General features: G+C 72.4%; 21 protein-coding genes and 1 pseudogene. 4 read left to right on the plus strand and 18 right to left on the minus strand.

The annotated features are described in order from the left end of the window. Nucleotides 1-41: 41 nt before the first annotated feature. The 4 genes from KHP12_RS33895 to KHP12_RS33910 form a co-directional block, all read right to left on the minus strand. Nucleotides 42-1,130 (minus strand): methyltransferase domain-containing protein, encoded by a 1,089-nt coding sequence (locus KHP12_RS33895; protein ID WP_211834012.1) that lies wholly within the window; start codon nt 1,128-1,130, stop codon nt 42-44. 115 nt (nt 1,131-1,245) lie between these two features. Next, entirely contained in the window at nt 1,246-1,470 is a 225-nt protein-coding gene (locus KHP12_RS33900) for a hypothetical protein (RefSeq protein ID WP_210609262.1), read from the minus strand. Beyond that, nucleotides 1,467-1,883, minus strand: coding sequence for a hypothetical protein (locus tag KHP12_RS33905; protein ID WP_086882830.1), 417 nt, complete (start codon nt 1,881-1,883; stop codon nt 1,467-1,469). Before KHP12_RS33905 ends, KHP12_RS33900 begins: the two co-directional genes overlap by 4 nt. A gap of 113 nt (nt 1,884-1,996) precedes the next feature. Continuing rightward, a complete protein-coding gene (locus tag KHP12_RS33910; RefSeq protein ID WP_086882831.1) occupies nt 1,997-3,199 on the minus strand; it encodes a helix-turn-helix domain-containing protein in 1,203 nt (400 codons plus the stop codon). Between the two features lie 483 nt (nt 3,200-3,682). Here KHP12_RS33910 and KHP12_RS33915 point away from each other — a divergent pair, with 483 nt between their 5' ends. Next, nucleotides 3,683-4,780, plus strand: coding sequence for an ArsR/SmtB family transcription factor (locus KHP12_RS33915; RefSeq protein WP_211834013.1), 1,098 nt, complete (start codon nt 3,683-3,685; stop codon nt 4,778-4,780). Here the strand turns inward: KHP12_RS33915 and KHP12_RS33920 are convergent. Both KHP12_RS33920 and KHP12_RS33925 read right to left on the minus strand, forming a co-directional pair. Next, complete coding sequence (locus KHP12_RS33920; protein ID WP_210609258.1) at nt 4,766-4,903, minus strand: hypothetical protein; 138 nt, start codon at nt 4,901-4,903, stop codon at nt 4,766-4,768. The two genes, KHP12_RS33915 and KHP12_RS33920, sit on opposite strands and share 15 nt — an antisense overlap. Before the next feature lie 140 nt (nt 4,904-5,043). Further along, nucleotides 5,044-6,213 carry an aminotransferase class V-fold PLP-dependent enzyme gene (locus tag KHP12_RS33925; RefSeq protein WP_211834014.1) on the minus strand — a complete coding sequence of 390 codons (1,170 nt, stop codon included), beginning with the start codon at nt 6,211-6,213 and terminating at the stop codon, nt 5,044-5,046. Nucleotides 6,214-6,398: 185 nt separating this feature from the next. Between KHP12_RS33925 and KHP12_RS53495 the strand changes: the two are divergent. Next, a pseudogene (locus KHP12_RS53495) lies at nt 6,399-6,584 on the plus strand (FadR/GntR family transcriptional regulator); the annotation flags it as partial. A 179-nt stretch (nt 6,585-6,763) separates the two neighbouring features. Next, nucleotides 6,764-7,270, plus strand: a complete 507-nt coding sequence (locus KHP12_RS51510) for an FCD domain-containing protein (RefSeq protein WP_308036132.1) — start codon at nt 6,764-6,766, stop codon at nt 7,268-7,270. Here the strand turns inward: KHP12_RS51510 and KHP12_RS33935 are convergent. The 10 genes from KHP12_RS33935 to KHP12_RS33980 form a co-directional block, all read right to left on the minus strand. After that, complete coding sequence (locus tag KHP12_RS33935) at nt 7,152-8,105, minus strand: carbohydrate ABC transporter permease (RefSeq protein WP_244203285.1); 954 nt, start codon at nt 8,103-8,105, stop codon at nt 7,152-7,154. The two genes, KHP12_RS51510 and KHP12_RS33935, sit on opposite strands and share 119 nt — an antisense overlap. Then, a complete protein-coding gene (locus KHP12_RS33940) occupies nt 8,105-9,031 on the minus strand; it encodes a carbohydrate ABC transporter permease (protein ID WP_086885022.1) in 927 nt (308 codons plus the stop codon). Before KHP12_RS33940 ends, KHP12_RS33935 begins: the two co-directional genes overlap by 1 nt. Then, nucleotides 9,031-10,296 carry an ABC transporter substrate-binding protein gene (locus KHP12_RS33945; RefSeq protein WP_208653208.1) on the minus strand — a complete coding sequence of 422 codons (1,266 nt, stop codon included), beginning with the start codon at nt 10,294-10,296 and terminating at the stop codon, nt 9,031-9,033. Before KHP12_RS33945 ends, KHP12_RS33940 begins: the two co-directional genes overlap by 1 nt. A 96-nt stretch (nt 10,297-10,392) precedes the next feature. Beyond that, the gene (gene pcaDC, locus KHP12_RS33950; RefSeq protein WP_210609256.1) at nt 10,393-11,622 is read right to left on the minus strand and encodes a bifunctional 3-oxoadipate enol-lactonase/4-carboxymuconolactone decarboxylase PcaDC; all 1,230 of its coding nucleotides are present in this window, start codon (nt 11,620-11,622) and stop codon (nt 10,393-10,395) included. A gap of 385 nt (nt 11,623-12,007) precedes the next feature. Further along, on the minus strand, nt 12,008-13,291 hold the full coding sequence (gene pcaB / locus KHP12_RS33955) for a 3-carboxy-cis,cis-muconate cycloisomerase (RefSeq protein ID WP_210610405.1): 1,284 nt from the start codon (nt 13,289-13,291) through the stop codon (nt 12,008-12,010). Nucleotides 13,292-13,316: 25 nt separating this feature from the next. Beyond that, nucleotides 13,317-13,976, minus strand: a complete 660-nt coding sequence (pcaG, locus tag KHP12_RS33960; protein WP_086885590.1) for a protocatechuate 3,4-dioxygenase subunit alpha — start codon at nt 13,974-13,976, stop codon at nt 13,317-13,319. Then, complete coding sequence (pcaH, locus tag KHP12_RS33965) at nt 13,976-14,743, minus strand: protocatechuate 3,4-dioxygenase subunit beta (RefSeq protein ID WP_086885591.1); 768 nt, start codon at nt 14,741-14,743, stop codon at nt 13,976-13,978. Before pcaH ends, pcaG begins: the two co-directional genes overlap by 1 nt. 67 nt (nt 14,744-14,810) lie before the next feature. Then, entirely contained in the window at nt 14,811-16,025 is a 1,215-nt protein-coding gene (locus tag KHP12_RS33970; RefSeq protein ID WP_086885592.1) for a thiolase family protein, read from the minus strand. Further along, nucleotides 16,022-16,822, minus strand: coding sequence for a CoA-transferase subunit beta (locus KHP12_RS33975; RefSeq protein WP_086885593.1), 801 nt, complete (start codon nt 16,820-16,822; stop codon nt 16,022-16,024). The genes KHP12_RS33970 and KHP12_RS33975 overlap by 4 nt, the downstream gene beginning before the upstream one ends. Continuing rightward, on the minus strand, nt 16,819-17,673 hold the full coding sequence (locus KHP12_RS33980) for a CoA transferase subunit A (protein ID WP_086885594.1): 855 nt from the start codon (nt 17,671-17,673) through the stop codon (nt 16,819-16,821). The genes KHP12_RS33975 and KHP12_RS33980 overlap by 4 nt, the downstream gene beginning before the upstream one ends. A gap of 220 nt (nt 17,674-17,893) precedes the next feature. On the opposite strand from KHP12_RS33980, the gene KHP12_RS33985 reads away from it, so the two are divergent. Next, the gene (locus KHP12_RS33985) at nt 17,894-18,334 is read left to right on the plus strand and encodes a MarR family winged helix-turn-helix transcriptional regulator (protein WP_037946142.1); all 441 of its coding nucleotides are present in this window, start codon (nt 17,894-17,896) and stop codon (nt 18,332-18,334) included. Nucleotides 18,335-18,870: 536 nt separating this feature from the next. Here the strand turns inward: KHP12_RS33985 and KHP12_RS33990 are convergent. Both KHP12_RS33990 and KHP12_RS33995 read right to left on the minus strand, forming a co-directional pair. Then, nucleotides 18,871-19,671: a putative protein N(5)-glutamine methyltransferase gene (locus KHP12_RS33990; RefSeq protein WP_086885680.1), complete on the minus strand. Its 801-nt coding sequence runs from the start codon at nt 19,669-19,671 to the stop codon at nt 18,871-18,873. Nucleotides 19,672-19,855: 184 nt separating this feature from the next. After that, complete coding sequence (locus tag KHP12_RS33995; protein WP_372455248.1) at nt 19,856-21,034, minus strand: GlxA family transcriptional regulator; 1,179 nt, start codon at nt 21,032-21,034, stop codon at nt 19,856-19,858. Nucleotides 21,035-21,067 lie beyond the last annotated feature (33 nt).

Genomic DNA, 21,067 nt, shown 5'->3' on the forward strand with positions numbered 1-21,067 from the left:
GGCGGCACCTTGTGCGGAGGTGCCGCCCCCTCATTCGTCTGTCAGTCGAGGGGCGTATCGGGTGACCGGAGCCAGAGTCGCTGTCCGCCGGGGGACACGGTCAACCCGAAGTCGCCGGGGCCCGGGCTGCCATCGTTCACGTACGCCTCGTGCACGGCGGTGGCCTCCTCCCACAACCGGCGTGGGCCGTAACTCCACACCTCCTCCTGGGTGACGGTGGCCGCCGACCCGTTTCGATCGTGGAGCCACATCTGATAGTTGCCGTCGGGCGTTCCGTCGGCCATGACCACGCCCGGCAGTTTCGCGCCCGCGTAGAGGGCGAAACCGAGGCCCGCCATGGTCTCGGCGGGAAGCGCGCCGGTGCCGCCGCGCCGCCCCGTTCCGCTGTCCACCGGGGCGTCCGGGCGAGGGCGTTCCGAGCGCATGGGCATGAACCGGGCTCCGCCGACGAACCGGCCGGAGGCCACCCCGTCGCCGCCCACGTCGAGCCGTACCAGCGCCCCGGACCAGAAGTCTCCTGCCAGCGGGGCGAGGATGAGCCCGCCCGGCTTGGTCTGCCGCACCCATGCGTAGGGGATGCGGCGCACCGAACAGGTCGCGATGATCCGGTCGTACGGCGCCCCGGACTCCCACCCCCGTGCGCCGTCGCCCCACACGACGTCGGGGCTGTATCCGGCGTCCTTGATGACCTTCGCGGCCTTCTCCGCCAGCACCGGATCGACCTCGACGGTGGTGACGTTCCGGCTCCCCAGGCGCGCGGCGAGCAGCGCGGCGTTCCAGCCGCTGCCGGTGCCGATCTCCAACACGCGCTGCCCGTCGGCGACCTCCAGCGCGGTGAGCATGCGCGCCACCATCGTGGGCATGGAGTTGGACGAGGTCGCGATGGCCGGGCCGTCGCTCTGCCCGTCGTCCACCTGCGTCACGATCGGCACATCCCGGTAGACGAGGTCCCACCAGGCCGCGTCCGTCGTCACGGGAACGCAGGTGGCCCGCTGCTCCCAGATGTCGGCGGGGATGAAGTGGTGGCGTGGGACAGCGGCGAAGGCCGGGCGCCATGCGTCCGGGAGTTCGCCGGACGCGGTGAGGGCTTCCACCAGTGCTGCGTGGCGTGGTCGCCAGTCCTCGGTCATGGGCCCTCACTTCTCCCTCGGGGCGGCGTGTCGTCCGGCGGGGGCGGCGGCGGGGGCCGTCCACGGCTTGATCGGGGCGGGGTCGCCCTTGTGCTTGTTCTCGACGGTCATGGTTCTACCTCCTGGGTGCAGGTGCTTGGGCGTCTGTGCTGAAGGCCCGTCCCGACCGGGCCCGCCGCGTGGCCTCCTCGTAGGCGCGCAGCAGCCCCTCCCCGGTCTCGCACTCGGCGCCGGGCGTCCGGCAGGACAGGCAGCCCGCGGCGTGCTCGATGGCCGTACGCCATGCCTCGTCGGCGAACGGGTCCTTGGTCTCTTCGGTGGTGTGCTCGGGGGCCGTCACCGGCCGTCCCTCCGGCCGTCACCGGCGGCGGACAGCAGCGCGCGGATCAGTGCCTTGTACAACAGCCGCGGGTCGGTCAGGTACCCGTCGCGGGTGAACGGGACCCGCCAGTGCGAGCCGGGCGGGGTGAGCCGGTCCACGGGAGGAACGCCGAGGTAGGTGGCGACGCCTTCGACCGCACCGAGGACGTGGACGCGGTAGAGGTTCCAGGTCGCGGCGGAGCCGGGGGCGATGAGCCAGTAGAGGGTGTTGCAGCGGTCCTTGATGACGGCACCGGACCGGGCGCCGAGGACGCCGAGGGCGTGCTCGCCGATGTTCTCGGGCACGCGGACCGCGTCCCACCATGTGCCCGTTGGTAAGGCCGCGGCCTGTGATCCGGTGGGTGGTGTCCACTGCTCGGTGTTGGTCGTCATGGGCGGCTCCGTGCACGGTCTGTGTTCTGACCGTCACATAGTGGCTACCCGCAAGCACCTGTGCGTTGCTCAACTGGCAACGCACAGGTGCTTGACTGACTACAGAGCGTGCGCTAGACGCCGCACCACGCTGCGAACTCCCTCAGGCGCTCGTCCGCACGCTGTCGCGCCCGCAACAGCGTCGCCACCGTCTCGTGCGTCGAATGGTGATAGCGCGTCAACTGCGACGACGCCTCACGCGCCGCGCGCAACGAATCCAGCGCATCGTCGTGCTGTGCTGTCCACGCTTCGGCGCGGGCTCGGTCGATCCAGTAATGTGCCGCCCGCGTCGGCGGATAGTCCTCCGGCAGGCTCACCTGAACGGCGTGGTCGAGCGCCTCCGCGTGCTCGTCCCGATCACCAGCCGCTGCGATCTGGTGCAGCCGAACGTTCAGCGGACCGAAGGCCAGGGCGTAGTCGCGTGTTTCGCCTGTCTCGCCGGCCAGTTCGGCGGCCTCCCCGAGCCAATCGCCGGCGGCGGCCTCGTCGCCATAGCGTGCCGACAGTACAGCGGCTCGGAGCTGAAGCGTGCCCCGCACGGCTCGGGTGGCACGATCGCCGTCGTCGTCCAGGTCTCGCAACGCGTGCCGCATCAGCGAGATGCCCCGGTCCAGACGGGAGTTGTCCGCCGCCATCTGCGCCCGCTCGTATCGCTCGATCGCGACCTGCCGCGGGTCACCGGACCGTGGCGCGGCGACCGCCATCCGGGACAGCGCGAGGCGAGCCAGATCCATGTAGCCGAGGCGATAGGCGACGATCGCCGCGGTGCGTGAGATTTCCGCCTGTAGATCATGGGCCCGCTCCCGGCGATGACCCGCCGGTGCCTGCGTCTGGGTGGCGATCGCGGCCTCGCTGATCAGGCCCGGCAAGCGTCCGGCGATCTGGAGGAATTCGGCCTTCACCCGAAGCTGTACGAGCCGCGCGGTCTCGGCCTCCAACGTCTCGAGCGGGCGGGGCGGCGGGCCGTCGTCCGGCGGGATGTCCCAGTCATCGAACGAGGTGCTGATGGGAGTGAGCAGGGCGTCTAGCTGATCTTTCTGGAGGGCCTGGACGTAGGGCTGGCCTCGCAGGACGGAGACGCTCACGCCGAGCGCACGGGCGACGGACGCGATGATGGGTTCGCTGGGGTAGCGCTCGCCGTTCTCGATTCGGGAGAGTTGGCTGGTGGAGACGTGGGCGCGTCGCCCGAGTTCAGAGAGGGAGTAGTCACGGATGAGGCGGAACTCGCGGATGCGCGCGCCGATGCTCTCTGTAGACGTGTCGGTGCTGCCGGGCATGATGACTCCCGTTCTGTGCTGACACTCAGAACGGTACCCGCGCCCGACGCCACGCGTGCGGCTGATCGGCCCCATTCCGGTGGCGGCCGTCGCGCCTCCTTGACGCGCCCGTCGTGGGCATCCCGGATCTCAAAGGGGGCGGCACCTTGTGCGGAGGTGCCGCCCCCTCTCACTCCCCCCACGGGAGCTGTTGCCGCGCGCATCGGCTACGTGCGGCAACACAAGTGCCCAGTCGCCGTAACGTACTCGTCACCCCCCACGGGAACGAGCAAACTGGCTCTGAGCACCGCCTGTTGAATTCCGGACGGCCGTCGGAAGTTTTTCCCGGTGGCCCCCGGTTTTCCTGGGGAACAGCTTTCCCCTTCCGGGCTCCGCGCCGCTCCCCGTTTCACATCTGGCTAAAAGGGCGTGGTGACTGACCGTGCCAGCGTGCATACTCAACGGTGATCGGGGGGCGGTCGCAATGGCACGTGTGGGGGTCTTGTGCTCCGTGTTCATTTCAGTGAACTCGATCTGGCCCGGCTGCGGATGGCGGTCCGCCCGGACGCACTCTGGGAAACCGTTTTAAGTTTCCATAGGTTGCGGGAGAACCGGGCCGAGTCCGTATACGGGAAATGGCGTTCGGAGGCGCGAAACCGACTCAACGGCGAAGCGCGGCTGCTTGCGCCGCTCATTCCGTCGCGCGGGTATTTCCCGGACTTCCTGACACCCGCCGAGGGGGTAATCGGTTGCGATGCCGCGATGTCCGCGCTGCGCGCCATCTCGGGTGAGCGCTTGCACTCGGAGCTGGCCGGGCTTCCGGCGGCCCGGGCGCTTCCGGGGTGGATACGGGATCTGGCGCAGGGCGAGCGAAGATCGCTGGAGCGGCTGATCAGCACGCTGCGCGCCTACCACAAGGCCGCCGTCGCCCCGTACTGGCCGCATATCCAGGCCCGGATCGAGGCCGACCGGGTGGCCCGGGGCCGCGCCCTGCTGGACGGGGGCGCCGACGGGCTGCTGGCCTCGCTGCCGCCGACGATGCGGTGGCGGGCGCCGGTGCTGGAGGTGGACTATCCGGTGGACCGCGATCTGTGGCTGCGGGGGCGGGGGTTGCTGCTGCTGCCGTCGTTCTTCTGCCGGGGTACGCCGGTGACCTTCCGGAACCCGGATCTGACGCCCATTCTGGTCTACCCCGTCGAACACGCCCGGTGCGGTCTGATTCCCCGCCCCGAGCAGCGGTCCGCCGTGACGTCCGGGCCCGGGGCCCGGTCCGGAACCGGGTCCGGGTCCGCCCAGACGCTCGGCAAGCTGGTCGGGCAGACCCGTTCGGCGGTGCTGCTGGAGGTCGGCGGCGGCTGTACGACCAGTGAACTCGCCCGCAGGGTGGGCGTATCGCTGGCCTCGGCCAGTCAGCACGCCAGTGTGCTGCGCGAGGCGGGCCTGGTGCACACCCTGCGCCAGGGCAGTGCCGTCCTGCACACGCTGACCCCACTGGGGGCGGCGCTGCTGCGGGGCGGGGCGCCGGGGGAGCGCGTCTTCGGGGTACCGGCGGCGCTGCCGCCGGTCGCCACGAGCGGACGGGGGCCGTCAGGGCGCGGATGAGGCTTGCTGGTCCTCCGCGTCACGAGTCTGCGTCCCCGGCGTGGCCCCGGTGGCGAGTTCGCCAGTGGCCACCTTGCTGTGCCGGTGGCCCCGGCAGAGGTAGATCAGCAGTCCGCCGGCCATCCAGCCTCTCCGGGGGACACCTCCCAGCGGTAGCTGGGGGAGATTGAGGAGCGGGGTCTGGGGCGGAGCCCCAGTTGTGGGAAGGGGCGGGGAGGGGGAAGTCTCGATATGCGGCTCCGCCGCGTGGCCCGCCGCAGGCGTCACGATCCGTCGGACGCCTCCTGGGCCCTGAGCACCCCGGGAAGGTGCTCGGCCAGTCGTTCGTAGTCGGAGACGGTGTTGTAGACGTGGGCCGAGAGCCGCAGGAAGCCCCGGCCGTCCCAGGTGGTGATCGCGGTCTCGATGCCGGTGTCGGCCGCGATCCGGCGTTGCAGTACGTGCGAGGACTCGTGGTCGGTGGCGAGTCCGGCGGGCAGTGGGATCAGCCGCATCGCCGGGGCCTCGCTGCCGCCGACGCCGGTCAGGTCCGCGCCCAGGGCGTCGGCCAGCAGCCCCTGGGCCCCCTCGGCCAGCTTGGTCATCCGGGCGCGGGCGGCGTCCCAGCCGTACGTCTCCTCGATGAACTCCAGCGAGCGCGGCGCCGCGAGACAGGCGGTGAGGTCCAACGTGCCCTGGACGTCGAAGCGTTGCGGGAAGGGGCCCGGGGCGCCCCAGGAGTCGGTGAGCGGCCACAGGTCCTGGGCGTCGGGCCCGCGCGCGATCAGCGCCGCCGTACCGCGCGGCGCACAGCACCACTTGTGCAGATTGCCCACCCAGAAGTCGGCCGCCCCGGCCAGCCCGACCGGATCGGCCAGCATGCCGGGTGCGTGGGCGCCGTCGACCAGGAGCTTCGCCCCGGCGGCGTGGGTGAGCCGGGCGATCTCCGCCACCGGGAAGAGCCGGGCGGTGGCCGAGGTGGTCTGGTCCACGACCACCAGCGCGGTGGCCTCGCTCAGCGCCCCCGCGAAGACGGCCGCGATCTCCTCGGCGGTCGCCTCCAGCGGGATGTGCAGCGTCCGCATCCGGGCGCCGGCCCGCTCGGCGGCCCGCGCCGTGCCCATCGCCACCGCGCCGTAGGTGTGGTCGGTCAGCAGCACCTCGCCGCCGGGCGGCAGCGGCAGACAGCCCAGGACGGTGCTCACCCCGGCGCTGGCGTTGGGCACCAGGGCGGTGTGCTCCGCCGGGACCCGCAGGAACCGCGCCACGGCGGCGCGCGCCTGCCCGACCCGCTCGGGCAGCTCCCGGAACCACGCGTCCGGGTTGGTCTCCATCTCCTCGCGCAGCGCCCGCTGGACCTCCTGGACGGTGCGCGGCACGGCGCCGAACGAGCCGTGGTTGAGATGGACGACCGAGGGATCGAGCGTCCAGTGCGACGACGACGGGGTGGTCATGGGCCCCTTCCCTTGACTGACGGAGTTGGCATAGTTATCCGATGACTTCTCCGAGCTTCCGGGAACGGTAGAGGGGTGAGGCCGTTTTGAACAGGGTCTCGACGGAAATTGGGGGCAACGAAGCCGACCGGTAGCATGAAGTCATCTAATGACTTGGTCGGAGCCGGGCAGGAAGGGGTGGCGGGATGACCGCGACCGACGAGGCGGCGGACGGCCTCCGCGCCATGATCGCCAAGGGTGAGCTGGCCCCCGGGCAGCAGCTCCCCGCCGAGCCCGAGCTCTGTGCGCGGCTCGGCGTCTCGCGCGGATCGCTGCGCGAGGCGGTGCGCTCCCTCGCCGCCCTCGGGCTGCTGGAGTCCCGCCACGGCTCCGGCACCTTCGTATCGGCGCTGCGCCCCGGGCAGATGCTGGCCGGGTTCGCCGCCACCGTGGACGTCCTGCCGCTCGACGGGCTGCTGGAACTGTTCGACGTCCGCCGGCCCCTGGAGCCCAGGCCGCCGCGCTGGCCGCCGCCCGCGCCGACGAGCGGGTCGTCGCCCGGCTGCGCGAGGTGCAGAAGCGGCTGGCCGTCGCCGAGGACGAGGCGGAACGGCACGCGCTGGACCGGGAGTTCCACTCCACCCTCTGCGAGGCGAGCGGCAACGAGGCACTGGCCGCCCTCGCCGATGTGCTGCGCGCCCGGGGCAGCCACTACAGCATCTACGGCGCCGCCGAGGCCGACATCATCCGGCTGGCCAGCGACCTCGGCCACGAGGAGCTGATCAACGCCATGGCCGCCCGCGATCCGGCGGCCGCCGCGGCGGCCGCCACCGCGCATCTGTCCCAGACCGAGGTCTGGCTGCGGCGGTACGCCCCGCTGCCGGACGACGGCCCGGCCGCCGGATGGGCAGCCCGGATGCCGGATGAGCCGCTCGGCCGCCGGATGAGCCGCACCGGCCTCAGTCGTCGATGCCCGTGCGCTCGACGCCCGCGACGATATGGCGCTGGAGCACCAGGAAGACCACCAGCAGCGGCACGATCGACACCGCCGCCGCCACGAACAGCTCATGGAGGTTGACGGTCTGGGCGGTGGTGAACGTCGACAGCGCCACCTGCACCGTCCACGTGTCCCGGTCCTGCCCGATGACCAGCGGCCACAGGAAGGAGTTCCAGGCGCCGATGAAGACGATCGTGCCGACCGCCGCGAACACCGGCCGGGAGTTCGGCACCACGACGCGCCAGTACGTACGCCAGTAGCCAAGCCCGTCCACCCGCGCCGCGTCCTCCAGCTCCCGGGGGAAGCCCAGGAAGTACTGGCGGAAGATGAACGCCGCGACCGCGCTGAACAGCGTGGGCACCACCAGACCGCGCAGCGTGGACACCCAGCCGAGCGAGCTGACCAGCACGAAGCTGGGCACGAAGGTGACCGCCGCCGGGACCATCAACGTGCCCAGGATCCAGTAGAAGACCACATTGGCGTAGGCGTACGGGATGCGCGCCAGACCGTACCCGGCGAGCGAGGCCAGCAGCAGGGTGCCCACGGTGGTGAGGACCGCGATCAGCGAGGAGTTGAGCAGCGCGTGCGCCATCGGCACATTGGGGTCGTCGAACAACTCGCTGACGTTGGACCAGTGCAGCTCGCGCGGGAAGAACGTCCACTCCGGCGAGGTGATGTCCGCCTCGCTCGACAGACCGTTGCGCACCAGCAGATAGAACGGGATCAGGAAGACCAGCGCGAGCGCGAGCAGCAGCACCAGCCGCACGGCGCGCCCCACGCCGACGAGGGCGTCCCGGACGTCGCGTGCGTTCCGGACGTCGCGCGCGTTCCCGCGCCGGACCTCGCGCGCGTTCCCGCGCCGGACCTCGCGCGCGTTCCGGCGCCGGGCGTCGCGCGGCTTCGGGGGAGTGGGCATCAGTCCTCCTTACGGCCCAGGCCGAACCAGCGGGCCTGCACCACCGTCACCACCGCGATGATCAGCGCCAGGATCACCGCGCCCGCACTGCCCAGGCCCAGGTTCTGCCCCTGGCCCAGCGCCGTGTAGTAGAGGTAGACCAGCGGCGGCCGGGCGTAGGGCGGATAGCCGCGCGAGTCCGACAGCAGGTTGTAGAACTCGTCGAACGCCTGGAAGGCGTTGATCACCAGCAGAAGGACCACCGCGACCGAGGTCGCCCGCAGCTGTGGAAAGGTGATGTGCCGGAACACCTGCCAGCCGGGCCGCGCCCCGTCCACGGCCGCCGCCTCGTACAGCCGCGGGGAGATGCGCTGGAGCCCGGCCAGGAACAGCACCATGTAGAACCCCGCCTGGAGCCACAGCCGTACGGTCACGATGACCAGCCAGTACCAGGGCGGGTCCGTGGTCGACAGCCAGGCGATCTGATCGGCGCCGAACCAGTCCAGCACGGTGTTGGCCAGCCCGAAGCGCACCCCGTTGAAGATCGACATCTTCCAGATCAGCGCCGCCACCACATACGAGCACGCCACCGGCAGGAAGAACACCGACCGGAAGAACGCCTGCGCCCAGCGCAGTCGGTTGACCATCAGCGCCAGCGCGAGCGAGAGCGCGTAGGTGGCCGGGACGATGAAGGCCGTGAAGACCAGGAAGGTCACCAGGCTGCCGGTGAACGCGTCGTCGCCCAGCATCGCCGTGTAGTTGTCGAAGCCGACGAACTCCGTGGGCGAGACGGTGTTGTGCGCGTCGAAGAAGCTGAGGTAGACGCTCCAGGCCAGCGGGACATAGGTGAAGAGGGTCAGTCCCAGGACGAACGGGCCGACGAATATCCAGAACCACAGATGGCGGTTCTGCGGGCCCAGGAGCCTGCGGACGAACGTCCCCCGCATCAGCTCTTCTTCTTCACGCGCCGCAGCTCCGCTTCGGTCTTGCGGACCACCGACCGCAGCTCGCTCTCCGGGTTGGCCCCGCTCTTGATGATCCGGCTCAGCGCGTCCTGGTAGGCCGTCTTGCTCGCGGAGGTCCACAGCAGCGGTTCGGCATGGCCGTGGTCGGTGGCGTAGCGCACCGCCTCACCGGCCGCGCCCTGCCGCAGCTTGGCCGCCTTCGTGGCGAGCGAGATCCGGGCGGGGATGTGGAAGCCGTAGCGGAGCGCGAAGTCCTCCTGGTAGTCGGTCCGTTCGACCCACAGCCACTTCACATACGCCTTCGCCAGCGCCGTGTCCCGGGCCCGGGCGCTGACCGCCGACCCGTACGCGCCGACCGGCACCGCGGGCGCGCCGTGCGCCCCGTCCTGGGGGAACGGCAGCACCCCGAAGTCGTCCCCCAGCGCCTTCTTCACCTGCGGCAGCGCCCACAGCCCGGACCACTGCATGGCGGTGAGCCCCTGCGTGAACGCGGCCGGGTCCGACCAGTCGGAGGGCGCCCCGAGCAGCAGCGACTTCTCCGCGTAGAGCTGGCGCAGCTTCCCGAGCGTCCGGGCGGCGGCCGGGTCGTCGAAGCCGACCTTGCCGTCCGCGGTGACCAGGGTGAGCCCGGCGGCGTTGAGCGGGGTGCCGCCGAGGACGCCGGGGCCGCCGTCATTGCCCAGGAAGAGCCCCTTGACGTCCTTGGTGGTCAGCTCCTTCGCCGCGTCGATCAGCGCGTCGAGGCTGCGCGGCGGTTCTACTTTCGCGTCCTTGAGCATGCTCTTGCGGTAGAAGAGCAGCTGGGTGTCGATGACCTGCGGTACGGCCCAGATCTTGCCCTGATACGTCTTCGGGGCGAGCACGGCCGGGTTGAAGTCGTCCTTGGCCTCGCTGAGGAGATCGGTGAGATCGACCACTTGGCCGCCCCGGATCTGGTCCAGCGTCGGGCCGTTGACCTCGAAGACATCCGGGCCGGACTTGGTGAGCAGCGCGGCGGCGGTCTGCTGGTCGTAGTTGCCCGGCCGCCACTGCACCTGGACGTTCGCCTTCAGATACGCGTCGGCGTAGCGCCTGACGGCCTGTTCGGTGCCGGGCTCGCCGTACTGGTGGTACCACTGCTCGAGCACCGGCTGGCCGGCGTGGTCATCGCCGTCCCGCCCGGTGTTGGACCCACAGGCGGAGGCCAGCGCCCCGGTGAGGGCCAGCCCTCCGCCCGCACCCAGCAGCCTTCGGCGGCTCATGGACATTGGTGTGCGCCCCCTCGTCTCCCGGACCCCCGGTCTCCGTACGACTCAACGATCAACGATGGAGGCGGATTACGACAGAGGTATTGCGGGCGGATGTCACTTTTCGGTATCGGAATGTGACGCAGAGTCGACGTCGCTGTCGGAGTCGGGGTGGGGCTCGGCGTCGAGCTCGTCGAAGACGCGCTGGGCGGTGGCGAAGGCCGAGTTGGCGGCCGGGACACCGCAGTAGATCGCCGACTGGAGCAGCACCTCGCCGATCTCCTCACGGGTCAGCCCGTTGGTGAGCGCGGCCCGGATGTGCATGGCCAGTTCGGCGTCATGGCCGTGGGCGATCAGCGCGGTGAGGGTGATACAGCTGCGGGTCCGCCGGTCCAGCCCGTCGCCGGTCCAGATCTCGCCCCAGGCGTAGCGGGTGATGAAGTCCTGGAAGCGGACGGTGAACGGGGTCGTCCGGGCCACCGCGCGAGCCACGTGCGCGTCCCCGAGGACGGCCCGGCGCACGGCCATTCCGGCGTCGTGGCGCGAGGCGTCATCCCGTGGCTGCGACGGTGCTGGGTCGTTGAGGTGGGTGAGCAGCGCCCCGGTCACCGCCTCCGGCCGCTCCACGCTCGCCAGGTGGGCAGCCCCGGCGACCTCCAGCAGGCTCGCGCCGGGCACGGCGTCGGCGATTTGGCGGGCGTGGGAGGGTGGCGTCGCGGGGTCGTCCCGACCGGCGACGACGAGGGTGGGCGCGGTGATCTTCGCCAGGTCGGCCGTCATGTCGTACGCGGCGAGAACGTCGCAGCAGGCGGCGTAGCCCGCACGGTCGGTGGCCCGCAGATCCTCGATCAGCGCGGCGCCGACGGGCGTGCGGGCGAAGTCGTGCGAGAACCAGGTGCCGGGGCGGCTCGCCACCATCGCCTCCGTCCCCTCGGCCCGTACGAGCGCGGCCCGCTCACGCCAGACGGCGGGGTCGCCGAACCGGGCCGAGGAGCAGACGACGGAGAGGCGGCTGATCCGGTCGGGGTGGTGTGCGGCGAGATGCAGCCCGACAGCGCCGCCGATCGAAATCCCCGCGTACGCGAACCGCTCCCAACCCTGCTCGTCGGCGAGCCGCAGCACGAGGCCGGCGAGATCGTCGATGGTGGCCGAGCCGTCCGAGGGCAGCAGCGTGGCGGGGGAGCCGCCGTGACCGGGCAGATCCCAGCGCAGGACGCGGTGGCCTCGGGCGAGTGCGGGGAGCTGGGGCTCCCAGACGGCGAGGGAGGTGCCGAGGGAGGGGCCGAGGATGAGGGGTGGGGCGGTGGGGGGTCCGGTGAGGTTGTGGTGGGGTGGGGTGCTGGTCATGGGGTGGGTGCTCCGGGGGTGCTCCGGTGGGTGGGCGGGTTGTGTTGTGCGGTGGGCCTGGGCGCGGGCCGGTGGGTTTTCCCCGCCCCGCCCCTTCCCGAACCAAGGGCTTCGCCCCTGGTCCCCGGGGTTTCGTTGCCTGGTGCGGGCCGGTGGGTGGGTTGTGCCCACCCGTTCCGCCAGGGGGCACCTCCCAGCGGTAGCTGGGGGAGGAACGATTGCCCACAACCGGGGGCATATCCAGCCCCTCCTGCGGTGTTGGGGCGCCTCCAGCCCCTCCGGCGCTTGAGGAGCGGGGGTTCGGGGGCGGAGCCCCCGGAGCGGGGGCTGGGGCGCAGCCCCAGTTTCGGGAAGGGGCGGGGTGGGGAACAGGCCCCCGCAGGGGTCACCCATCGCGGGCCAGGGCCCGCATCGTCAGGGCAGGGGCCGCGCCCACATACATGGTCGGGTCCATCAGTTCGCGCAGGCGCTCCGCCGGCAGGACACCCGACAGCGCTTCGGCCAGCCCCGCCCCCTCCCGAGCCGCCTCCTCCCGAGCCGCCTCCGCCAGGACCTCCTTCGCACGGGCCCGCCCAAGCCCCGGCACAAGCGCGGCGATCAGGCGTTCGCTGACGATCAGCCCATCCGTCAGCCCCAGGTTCGCGGCCATCCGGTCAGGAAAGACCCGCAGCCCGGAGGCGAGTTCCGCGGCATCGCGGGCGGCCCCGCCCGCGAGCCGGAGCAGTTCCCGCAGGGGTTGCCACTCCGCATGCCACGCCCCACCCGGCCGTTCGTCCTCCGCGGCGAGCGAGCCGAGCAGGGTCGCGGCGAGCCCCGGGGCCTGACGGGCCGCGGCGGCCATCAGCGTGGCACGCACCGGGTTCGACTTATGCGGCATCGCGGACGAGCCACCCCCCGCCCCCTCCGCCACCTCACCGATCTCCGTCCGGGAGAGCACCAGCACATCCGCCGCCATCTTCCCCAGCGCCCCCACGGCGAAGGCGAGCGCGGTGCCCAGGTCGGCGACGGGGGTGCGCAGGGTGTGCCACGGCAGTCCGGGCTCGGCGAGACCGGTCTCCTCGGCGAACCGGCCCAGCAGCGGAACCCCGCCGTCGAAGGCGGCCAACGTGCCCGCCGCACCGCCCAATTGGGCGGGCGGTCGCAGCGCCGCGAGCCGGTCGCGGGCGTCCAGGGCGAGCGCTCGCCAGCCCGCCGCCTTCAGCCCGAAGGTGGTGGGCACGGCGTGCTGGGTGAGGGTGCGGCCGGGCATCGGGGTGTCCCGGTGCGCGGCGGCGAGCCGCGCCAGCTCCGCCGCCGTACGCTCCAGATCGGCCACGATCGGCGGCAGCGCCCGCGCGGCCACCAGCATCGTGGCCGTGTCCACGATGTCCTGGCTGGTCGCGCCCCGGTGGACATACGACGCGGCCTCGGCGTCCCTACGGGCCACCGCCGCCGTGAGATCGGCGACCAGCGGGATGACCGGGTTGCCCCCGGAGCGGGCGCGCAGCGCCAGATCGCGTACGTCGTACAGCTCGGCGCGGGCCGCGCCCGCCACCGCCTCCGCCGCCCCGGCCGGTGCCACCACCCGCGCCAGCGCGGCCTCGGCGTCCAGCATGGCCTGAATGAACGCCGTGTCGCCCGTGGCGGCCTCCACGGCCGACCCGGCCCGCACCGGGGACAGCAGCCCCACGTCGTCGCTGTCGGAAGTACCAGGACTACCGGAACTCAAGGAAAACCGTCTCCCCTTCGCCCTGTAGGCGGATGTCGAAGCGATAGGTCCCCGGCGGGGACGCCGCCGTCGCCACCAGCGTCTCGCGGCGCGCCGGATCCAGCGAGGCGAGCAGCGGGTCGGCGGCGTTGGCCTCGGCGTTCTCGGGGAAGTACACGCGGGTGAAGAGGTGGTGCAGCAGCCCCCGGGCGTGGACGCAGACGCTGATGTACGGCGCGGCGGTCCCGGCCGGGCTGCCGGGGGGCAGCGTCCGGGCCGTCCAGTGGCCGTCCGCGTCGGTGGCGATACGGCCGAAACCGGTGAAGTCCACGCCGTTGCGCCCGAGGAAGCCGCCGGTCACCGGGTCGCGCCGCATGGACCCGCCCGCCCCGGCGAGCGAGCCGTCCGGGCCCGCCTGCCACAGCTCCACCAGCGCGTCCGGGACGGGAGCGCCCGCGCCGTCGCGGACACAGCCGTGGAGCGTGATGGCGCCGGGGTGCCCCGCCGGGGCCATCTCGCCGCCGCCGGGGAAGGGCAGGGCGTAGCCGTAGAACGGGCCCACGGTGTGGGAGGGCGTGGGCGCGAGCGTCTTGGCGGGTGTGAGCCCTTCAGCGGGTGTGAGCCCTTCGGCGGATGCGCTCTCCACGGGTGCGAGCCTCTCGCTCATCAGCGACCCTCCTCGATCCACGTGGCCGACGGCCCGTCCAGCACGATGTCCCAGCGGTAGCCCAGCGACCACTCCGGCCGCGACAGCGCGTGGTCGTAACGGGCGACCAGCCGCTGCCGCGCCGAGTCGTCCGTCACCGACTGGAGGATCGGGTCGTAGGCGAAGAGCGGATCGCCGGGGAAGTACATCTGGGTGACCAGCCGCTGGGTGAACGCCGCGCCGAAGACGGAGAAGTGCAGATGCGCGGGGCGCCAGGCGTTCTCGTGGTTGCGCCACGGATACGCGCCCGGCTTGATGGTGGTGAAGTGGTACGAGCCGTCGTCACCGGTCAACGTCCGCCCCACACCGGTGAAGTTGGGGTCGAGCGGTGCGGGGTGCTGATCGCGCAGATGGGCGTAGCGGCCGGACGCGTTGGCCTGCCACAGCTCGATGAGCTGCCCCCGGACGGGGCGGCCCCGGCTGTCCAGGAGCCGCCCGGAGACGGTGATCCGCTCGCCGAGCGGCTCGCCCCGGTGCTGCACGGTGAGGTCGTTGTCGATCGCGGTGATGTCGGTGTGGCCGAAGACCGGGGTGTGCAGCTCCACGGTCTCCGGATCGCCGTGCACCGCGACCAGCGGCTGCTTGGGGTGGCGCAGCACACTGCTGCGGTACGGGGGGAAGTCGCGCGGCGGGTGGTCGGCGGCGGGAGCCCCCTCGGCACGCGCCTTGTCGTACGACTCCCGTATGTGCGCGAGTTCGCGGTCGATGTCGGACTGGGTGAGAGCCATGTCTGCCGTCAGCCTTACCTTTCCAGCCGTTGCCGTTGCCGTTGCCGTCGCCGTCGCCGTTCCGGGATTACCTCTCCAGGACGAGGGCGAGGCCCTGTCCGACGCCGATGCACAGGGTGGCCAGGCCCGTTCCCGAGCCGCGGGCGGCGAGCTGATGGGCGACGGCCCCGGTGAGCCGGGCTCCGGACGCGCCGAGCGGATGGCCGATGGCGATGGCGCCGCCACGCGGGTTGACGATGCCGGGGTCGAAGCCGGGGTCCTGGGCCGACCACTCGGCGAGGCAGCCCAGCACCTGCGCGGCGAACGCCTCGTTGAGTTCGAGGGTGGCCAGATCGGCGAATGAGCGGCCCGCCTTGGCGAGGGCGCGGCGTACGGCCTCGACGGGGCCGAGTCCGAAGTACTGCGGCTCGATACCGGTCACGGCCGAGGCGCCGATCCGGGCCAGGGGCTCGCGTCCGGTGGCCTTCAGCCCCTCCTCGTCGACGAGCAGCAGCGCGGCCGCGCCGTCGTTGAGGGGCGAGGAGTTGCCCGCGGTGACGGTGCCGCCGGGCTTGCGGAAGGCGGGCTTGAGCCTGGCCAGGGCCTCGGCGGATGTGTTCTCGCGGATGGTCTCGTCCCGGACGAGCTCGGTGTCCGGATACGGCAGCACCTCGGCGTCGTACGCCCCGTCCTTCCACGCCCGCGCCGCCCGCTCATGGCTGGCGAGCGCGAACGCGTCCTGTGCCTCGCGGGTGATGCCGTGCTTGTCGGCGATCAGCTCGGCGCCCTCGCCGAGGGCGACGGTCCACTCGGGCGGCATGTCCGGGTTGGTCATCCGCCAGCCCAGAGTCGTGGAGTACATCTGCTGATGCCCGGCCGGGAAGGCGCGCTCGGGCTTGGGCAGTACCCAGGGGGCGCGGCTCATCGACTCCACACCGCCCGCGAGCGCGATGTGCGCGTCGCCGACCGCGATGGCGCGGGCGGCCTGGAGCACGGCCTCCAGGCCGGAGGCGCAGAGCCGGTTGACGGTCGCGCCGGGCACGGTGACGGGCAGTCCGGCCAGCAGCACGGCCATGCGGGCGACATCGCGGTTCTCCTCGCCCGCGCCGTTGGCGTTGCCGAAGTAGACGTCGTCGATGCGCGCCGGGTCCAGGGCGGGGGTGCGGGCGAGCAGGCCGCGCACCACATGGGCGGCCAGGTCGTCGGGGCGCACCCCGGACAGGGCGCCGCCGTATTTGCCGATGGGAGTGCGGACGGCGTCGACGATATAGACGTCACGGCAGACGTCACGCGAGGTGGTCATCGGGTCTCCTTCCCGGGCTTCCCGGCGGCTTTGAGGGCGCGCAGCGCCGCCAGCTCTTGGGGGGTGGGCGGCTCGGTGGTGCCCACGGTGTCGGCGACGGTCAGCTCCCAGCCGGTGGCGGCCCGTACCCGCTCCACGGTGACGTCCGGGTGCACTTCGGTCAGCACCAGCTCGGCGGTGGCCGGGTCGGGGCGCAGGATGCCCAGGTCGGTGATGACGGCGGTGGGGCCGGCGCCCGGCATGCCGAGCTTCTTACGGTCGCCGGGGCCGCCGCCGTGGCCCAGGGTCGTCACGAAGTCCAGCCGCTCCACGAAGTTGCGGGTGGAGTGGCGCAGCACCATCAGCACCTTGCCGCAGTTGGAGGCGATCTCGGGGGCGCCGCCCGCGCCGGGGAGGCGGCCCTCGGGCTTGTCCGGGCCGCGGTCCACGACGGTGGTGTTGATGTTGGCGTAGCGGTCGACCTGGGCGGCGCCGAGGAAGCCGACGTCGATCCGGCCGCCCTGGAGCCAGTAGTTGAACATCTCCGGCACCGGGACCACCGCGTCGGCCGTCTCGGCGAGCTCGCCGTCGCCGATGGACAGCGGGAGCCGGGTGGGCTTGGAGCCGATGGTGCCCGACTCGTAGAGGAGTACGAGGCCGGGGTTGACGGTGGCGCGGGCCAGGTTGGCGGCGGTGCTGGGGAGGCCGATGCCGACGAAGCAGGTGGTGGCGTCGGTGAGCGCGCGGGCGGCGTTCACCTCCATCAGCTCGTCGGATGTGTAGTTGTAGTCCGTCGTCCCGGCGGGGGTGGCGGTCATCGGGTGAGGGCTCCCTCGCTGTTGCGCACGTTGCTGTCGCGCACGTCGCTGTTGCGCACGTTGTCCTCGATCCACGTCAAGAACGCCTCGCGGTCGCGGGCGATCGGGTCCCATGCCTGGTAGAAGTCGTTGTCGCGGGTCGAGTACCCGGTGGCGTAGGAGGGGTGGGCGCCGCCGGGGACGACGGACACCGCGTCGATCACCCACGTCGGCAGGACGATCCCGCCGGGGCGTGGCGTGAGCTCCTCGACGATCTCCTCCACGGTCACCAGCACCCGGTCCGCCGCGAGCGCCGCCTCCTTCTGCACCCCGGTCAGCCCCCACATCTGCACATTGCCGGCCCGGTCGGCCTGCTGGGCGTGGATGACGGTGACGTCCGGGTTGAGCGCCGCGACGGCGGCCAACTCCTCCCCGGTGAAGGGGCAGACGACGGTGGAGACGGTGTCCGTACGGGTCGGGATGTCGCTGCCGCGATAGCCGCGCAATACGGCGAACGGCAGCTTGGAGGCGCCCGCCACATAGCGGTTCGCCATGCCCGCGTGGCTGTGCTCGTCCAGCTCCAGCGGCCGCGGCCAGCCGTTCTCGACGGCGTCACGGAAGCGGTGCAGCGAGCCCACGCCGGGGTTGCCGCCCCAGGAGAACACCAGCTTGCGGACGAGTCCGGCGCCGATGAGCTGGTCGTAGATGACGTCCGGGGTCATCCGGGCGAGGGTGAGATCGGTGATGCCCTGACGGATGACCTCGTGCGCGGCGGCGTACGGGATCAGGTGGGTGAATCCCTCCATCGCGACGGTGTCCCCGTCGTGGACGAGGTCCGCCACGGCGTCCCTCAGGCTTCGGATGTCGGCCATCGTCACTCCGCGGGTTCGGGATGCTCAGTGTGCTGACTAATGTGGTGCCGGTTTCGCACGGTGCCATTGGGTGGTGCGCTCGTCAAGGGAGTCTAGGTCGAATGTCGGCCTCTCGACATGGGGTCTTCCACAGGGCAGAATTACTCAGTGCACGGAGTAAGTGGGAGTAAGTGAGCAGCGGGGAAGCGGAAGCCGGAAGGCACGGCATGGGAGGCACGGCATGGGTGGCGCGGTCGATCTGAACACGCACCCCGGGCATCTGGCCCGCCGCTTCCAGCAGGCGCACTCCCTGCTGTGGGGCGCGATGGTCTCCGAGGAGACCACCTCGCCGCAGTTCGCGGTGGTCAACGCGCTGATCGAGAAGCCGGAGATCGACCAGCGGACGCTGAGCGAACACGTCCATCTCGACCGCTCCACCATCGCCGACCTGGTCGCCCGGCTGGCCCGGCGCGGCCTGCTGGAGCGGGTGCGCGACCCGAACGACGGCCGCCGTAACGTCCTGCGGCTGACGGAGGAGGGCGTCCGGGTCCACCGGAAGCTGGTCACCCGGACGTCCCGGATGAACCGGGTCTTCCTGGCCCCGCTGGACGAGACGGAGCGGGAGACGCTGCTGCGGCTGATCGCGCGGGTCGCGGACGCGGCGGAGGAGTTGCGTGCGTAGGCGCGCGGGGCGCGCAAGGGGGCGGCGCGCTGGGGTGCCGCTCCGGCCGTCGGCCGTCGGCCGCCCGACGGGCCGGGGCGAACCTCGCCCGCCACGAACTGGGTGGCTCCTAGGGGTGTCCGCAGCGTCTTGACGCCTGCGGCGGGCTGCTCCCCTCCCCGCCCCTTCCCGAAACTGGGGCTCCGCCCCAGCCCCCGGGCTCCGCTCCGACCTCGAGCCCCGGGCTCTGTCCCAGCCCCCGGGCTCCGCTCCGACCTCGAGCCCCGGGCTCTGCTCCAGCCCCTGGGCTCCGCTCCGACCTCGAGCCCTGGGCTCCGCTTCAGCCCCTGGGCTCCGCTCCGACCTCGAGCCCCGGGCTCCGTCCCAGCCCCCGGGCTTCGCTCCAGCCCCTGGACCCGGGCGAAGCCCAGGCCCCGGGCCGGGGCTTCGCCCCTTCGCGTGGCATCGAGGGGGTCCGGGGGCGGAGCCCCTGGTATCGGGAAGGGGCGGGGAGGGGACAGCCCGCCGCAGGCGGCGCGGTCCGCGCCGGGCGGTCCCTACGAGGCCGATGGCCTCGTGCCGATGATGACCGTGGCGTCCAGCTCGTCGCTTTCGGCCAGCCGTGGCTCCAGCCCGCCCTCCGCCACGATGGCCATCGCCGTGGCCGCCTGCCGTCCGCTCGTCTCGAAGAGCAGCGAGCCGCCCGGGGTCAGCCAGCCGCCCGCCCCGGCGGTCACCCGGCGCAGGACGTCCAGCCCGTCCGCGCCGCCGTCCAGCGCCACCCGCGCCTCGTGGACCCGGGCCTCCGGCGGCAGCAGCCCGACCTCCTCGGTGGGCACGTACGGGACGTTGGCCAGCAGGAGGTCCACGCGGCCGCGCAGCGCGGCGGGCAGCGGCTCGTAGAGGTCGCCCGCGTACACCGTGCCGCCCGCCGCCCCGACATTGCGCCGCGCGCAGCGCACCGCGACCGGGTCGATATCGGCCGCGTACAGCTCCACCCCGCCCAGGGCCGAGGCCAGCGCGGCGCCCAGCGCGCCCGAGCCGCAGCACAGATCGACCACGACGGCCCCGGACCGGGCCAGCGGTACGGCCTGCTCGACCAGGAACTCGGTGCGCCGGCGCGGTACGAAGACCCCGGGGTCGATGGATATGCGAAGTCCCCGGAAATCCGCCCAGCCGAGGACGTGCTCCAGCGGCAGTCCGGCGGCGCGCCGGTCCACCATGGCGTCGATCTCGGCCGGAACGTGGCCCGCGGAAAGGATCAGCCGCGCCTCGTCCTCGGCGAACACGCACCCGGCGGCGCGGAGCCTGGTGACGACGGCGGAAAGGGTGACAAGTGAAGATGGAGAAGCCGACATGGAGCCCGGAAAACCTTTCGGGATGCCTGGGGCGCTCCCGCCGGTCGGCTATGCCGCGTCGTACGTCACGGCGACCGCACGGCCGTCAAGGGCGAGCACCCAGCCTGAACTGGCGTTGATGGGTCTCACCTCCTCGGTGCGTACGGGTGTGGCCACATTACCCGATGCCTCGGCGCCGTGGCGGTCACGGTGCAGCCGGGGCAGCGGGTGCAGCGGGTGCAGCCGGGGCAGCCGGGGCAGTCGGGGCACGGAAGGTGCGCCGGTACGCCGACGGGGCGACCCCCGCCTCCGCCGCCAGGTGCCGCCGCAGCGAGGTGGCGGTGGCGAAGCCGACCTCGTGGGCGACTCGTTCCACCGGCAGGTCGCTGGACTCCAGCAGGTGCCGCGCCCGCCGCAGCCGCTGCTGGGTCAGCCAGCGGCCGGGGCTCAGACCGGTCTCCTCCCGGAAGCGCCGGGCGAAGGTACGGGTGCTCATCGCCGCGTGTGCGGCCAGCTCGTCCAGCGACAGCGGCAGTTCCAGCCGTTGCAGCGCCCAGTCGCGGGTCGGCCCGGTGCCGGTGTCGCCCGCGGGCGGCAGCGGCCGCTCGATGTACTGCGCCTGCCCGCCGTCCCGGTACGGCGGCACGACGCAGCAGCGGGCGACCTGGTTGGCCACCTCGCTGCCGTGGTCCCGGCGCACCAGGTGCAGGCAGACGTCGACACCGCTCGCGGCCCCGGCGGAGGTCAGCACGTCACCGTGGTCGACGAAGAGCACACCGACGTCGAGCTCGACCCGGGGGAACAGCTCCCGGAAGTGGTCGCCGAGCGCCCAGTGGGTGGTGGCCCGCCGCCCGTCCAGGAGACCGGCGGCGGCCAGCAGGAAGGCGCCGGTGCAGATGGACACCAGACGGGTGCCGGGGCGGACGCGGGACAGGGCGGCGAGGGCCTGCGGGTCCGGGGCGGCGGCCGAGGCCCGGGAGATCGCGTACGGAGGGATGACCACGGTGTCCGCCTCGGCCAGCACCTCGGGACCGTGCCCGGGGGTGACGGTCAGGTCCGCGTCGGTGCGCACGGGACGCCCGTCCGCGCTCGCGGACAGCACCTCGTAGCGGCCGCCGGCGGACCCCATGACCCGGTGCGGGATGCCGAGTTCGAAGGGGTAGACACCGTCGAGGGCGAGGACGACGACCTTGTGGGCGTCGGGCCGGGGGTCCGGGTGCATCAGGCGGTCCAGCCCGGCGGCGCGGTCGGCGAGGTCACGGGCCCGGGAGGGCGCGGTGGGCGCGGTGGACGCGGTGGACGCGGGGCGGGTGCCGGGGGTGCCCGGAGGGCCGGGGGTGTCGAGGGCACTGGGAACGCGGCGGGCGGCAGGGACGATGCACATGGCTGGAATGTATCGAAGGTTGACCTTCTGGCC

Source organism: Streptomyces asiaticus, assembly GCF_018138715.1.
Classification (GTDB): Bacteria; Actinomycetota; Actinomycetes; order Streptomycetales; family Streptomycetaceae; genus Streptomyces; species Streptomyces asiaticus.